The organism is Kitasatospora sp. NPDC056531 (assembly GCF_042794375.1).
Lineage (GTDB): Bacteria > Actinomycetota > Actinomycetes > Streptomycetales > Streptomycetaceae > Kitasatospora.
This window is the reverse complement of record NZ_JBHTTU010000241.1, coordinates 1-3,833: the sequence shown is the minus strand read 5'-3', so window position 1 is coordinate 3,833 and position 3,833 is coordinate 1. Positions and strand designations below refer to the sequence as shown.

1 protein-coding gene is annotated in these 3,833 nt (G+C 75.0%); it reads right to left on the bottom strand.

The features are described from left to right. A partial coding sequence (locus ACFQ87_RS45005; RefSeq protein ID WP_380616843.1) for an amino acid adenylation domain-containing protein occupies positions 1-3,833 on the bottom strand: 3,833 nt, incomplete at both ends.

Genomic DNA, 3,833 nt, shown 5'->3' with positions numbered 1-3,833 from the left:
GCGCACCAGGGGGCTGCGGCGCAGCGCGCTCTCGATCTCCCCCGGCTCGATCCGGAAGCCGCGCAGCTTGATCTGGTCGTCGGCGCGGCCGGCGAACCGCAGCTGGCCGTCGGAGCCGCGGCGGGCGAGGTCGCCGGTGCGGTACATCCGCTCCCCGACCTCGAACGGACATGCGACGAACCGCTCGGCCGTCAGTCCGGGCCGGCCCAGGTAGCCGCGGGCCACGCCCGCCCCGGCGAGGTAGAGCTCGCCGGCCACGCCCGCGGGCACCGGTTGGAGCCCGGTGTCGAGCACGTAGGCCCGCATGTTCGCCATGGGCCGGCCGATCGGCACGGTCGCCGCGTGGGCGGGGAGCGCGCGGACCCGGTGGTGGGCGCCGAAGGTCGTGGTCTCCGTCGGGCCGTAGCCGTTGACCACGGCGATGTCCGGGCAGGCCGCCAGGACCCGGGCGACGGCCGCCGGTGGCACCACGTCGCCACCGGTCCACACCTCGCGGACGCCGGCGAGCAGCTCCGGCCGTTCCTCGGCCACCAGCCGGAACAATCCGGCCGTCAGCCACAGTCCGGTGACTCCGTGTCCGGTGACCGCTCCGGCGAGCAGGTCGAGGTCGAGCCGGCCGGGCGGTGCGACGACGACCCGGCCGCCACCGAGCAGCGGCACCCACAACTCGTACGTCGAGGCGTCGAAGGCGGTGGGCGAGTGCAGCAGCACCCGCTCGTGGCCGCCCTCGCGCCAGCACGGGGCGAGCGCGAGCGCCGCCACGTCCCGGTGGGTGACGCCGACGCCCTTCGGTCGGCCGGTGGAGCCGGAGGTGTACATCACGTACGCCAACTGCCTTGTATCACAGCCGACTTGCGGGTCGGTGTCGTCGAGCTCGGTCAGGCTCAGCGCGGTCAGCACGTCCTCGGTGAGCACCAGCGCGGCGCCGGTCTCGCGGACGATCAGGTCGGTCCGGGAGGAGGGGAAGCGCGGGTCGAGCGGAACGTAGGCGCCGCCCGCCTTGACGATCGCCAGGATCGCGACGACCAGCTCCGCCGAACGGTCCAGCAGCACCGCCACCGGGGTCTCCGGCCGCACGCCCTGGCCGACCAGGGCCCGGGCCAGGCGGTTGGCCCGCCGGTCGAGCTCCCGGTAGGTCAGTTCGCTCGTGCCCGCGACGACGGCGACAGCGTCCGGCGTGGCCGCCACCCGGCGGGCGAACAGCTCCGGCAGGCCGGCCTCGGGCAGCTCGGCGCCGGTCCGGTTGAAGCCGACCAGCAGGTCGCGCCGCTCCTCCCCGGACAGCAGGTCGAGCCGACCGATCGGCCGCTCCGGCTCGGCGGCGGCCGCGCGCAGCAGCCGCGTCCAGCGGGCGATGAACCGCTCCACGGTGCCCGGGTCGAACAGGTCGGTCGCGTACTCGACCACGCCGAGCACACCCGCCGGGCTTCCGTCCGGGCCGTACCGCTCGGCCAGGCTGACGGTCAGGTCGACCCGCGCGGTGTCGGTCGGGGCCTCCAGGTAGGAGGTCTCCAGGCCTGGCAGGGCGAACTCGCCGACCGGCGCGTTCTGCAGGGCCAGCATGACCTGGAACAGCGGGTGGTGGGCCAGCGACCGGGTGGGGTTGACGGCCTCGACCAGGTACTCGAACGGCACGTCCTGGTGGGTGTACGCGGCCAGGGCCCGCTGCCGGACCCGGCCGACCAGTTCGGCGAAGCCCGGGTCGCCGCCGGTGTCGGTGCGCAGCACCAGGGTGTTGACGAAGAACCCGACCAACTCGTCCAGCGCCTGATCGGTACGGCCCGCGATCGGGCTCCCGATCGGGATGTCGGTGCCGGCGCCGAGCCGGGTGAGCAGGGCCGCGAGGCCCGCCTGGAGCACCATGAACATACTGGCGCCCTGCGCGGTGGCCAGGTCCCGCAGCTCCCGGTGCAGGTCTGCGTCGAGCCGGACTCCGACCCGGCCGCCCCGCTGGGAGGCCTCGGCCGGCCGGGGCCGGTCGGCGGGCAGCCGGACCTGGTCCGGCAGACCGGCCAACTCCTCTTTCCAGTAGTCGAGTTGCCGGGTGAACAGGCTGTCCCGGTCGGCGGCCTCGCCGAGCAGGTCACGCTGCCACAGGGTGTAGTCGGCGTACTGGACCGGCAGGGCGGACCACCCCGGTTCCTCGCCCCGGCAGCGGGCCCCGTAGGCCGCGGCCAGGTCCCGGGAGAGCGGGCCCATCGACCAGCCGTCGCCGGCGATGTGGTGGACCACGACGAGCAGCACGTGCCGCTCGGGGGCGAGCGCGAACAGCTCCGCCCTGATCGGTGGTTCGGCGGCCAGGTCGAAGCCGCGCTGGGCACTGCGCGCGAGGTTCCCGCGCAGCTCGGTCTCGTCGAGCTCGACCACCGGGAGCTCCGGGCACGCGTCGGCCGCGCCGAGCACGAGCTGGTACGGCACGCCGTCCGCCTCGCGCAGGACGGTCCGCAGGCTCTCGTGCCGGGCGGTCACGTCCGCCAGGGCGGACCGCAGCGCCGACCGGTCGAGGGGGCCGTCCAGGCGCAGCGCGAGCGGCATGTTGTAGGTGGCGCTCGGCCCGTCCATGCGGTGCAGGAACCACAGGCGGCGCTGGGCGTAGGACAGCGGGATCCGCTCGGGGCGCGGCCGGGCGGTCAGCGCGGGGCGCTGCGTGACGGAGCCGTCGAGGCGGGCCGCCAGGGCGGCCACGGTCGGGTGCTCGAAGAGCGTACGGACCTCCAGCTCGGCGCCGAGGACGGCCCGGATCCGGGAGGCCAGCCGGGTCGCCAGCAGCGAGTGCCCGCCGAGGTCGAAGAAGCTGTCCTCGACGCCCACCCGGGGCAGCCCGAGCAGGTCGGCGAAGAGTTCGGCGAGCAGCTGTTCCTGCGGGGTGCGTGGTGCCCGCCCACCTGCGACCGTCCCCAGGTCGGGGGCGGGCAGAGCACGACGGTCGAGCTTGCCGCTGGCGGTCAGCGGCAGCGCGTCCAGGACCACGAAGGCCGAGGGCACGAGGTACTCGGGCAGGCGCTCGCGCAGCCGGTCGCGCAGTTCGCCGACGAGGGCGCCGCTGGTGCGGCTCCCGGTCGGGCGGTTGGTGAGCGAGGACAGTGCGGTGCCGGCCTGCCGCACTGACCGGTAGGCCTCGACGGGGGCGTCCGCCGCTCCGTCGGTGAGGAGCACGTCGAGGGCTTCGGGCACGTCGGCCGACCAGGTGAGGTCCACCCGGCGGCTGAGGTCCTCGGCGAGGGCGTGGAAGTCCTCCGGGTCGGGCAGGCCGCCGCCGTCCGGGCCGTGCAGCCGCTCCAGCAGCCCGGCGAGCGTGCCGTCCCCGTTCCGCACCGCCCGGGCCAGGTCGGCCTCGCGTGCGACGCGGCGGTTGGGGACCCCGGTGAGGCGCACCGGGCCGGTGCCGGGCCGCCCGAGCAATTCGCGCAGGTCCGCGAGGTCGGTGACGTCCCGGCCCCAGGTCAGGTCCTGCGGCTCGACCGGAACGGCCGGCCGCTTGTGCAGCGTCACATCATAGCGGTAGCGGGTCAGTTCGTTGTGGTGGCGGCCGCGCTTGACCTCCACGGACACGGCGCCGATGTCGGTGCCAAGGTCTGCGTCGCGGTCGTGGTCATGGTCGTGGTCACGGTCGCGCAGGACGGTGAAGAAGTCCGGGTCGACCAGGAGTTCCTTCTCCACCAGCAGGGCCTGCTCGACGGCGCGGGCGACCGCGGGCAGGTCGGTGCCGTCGGCGGCGCGGTGCAGCTGGACGGCGGTGGCCAGCGGGCGCAGCAGTCGCAGGTTGCGGACGTCGCCGATGAAGAGTGCGCCGCCGGGGGCGAGCAGCCGCATCAGCCGGTCGATCACGTCGG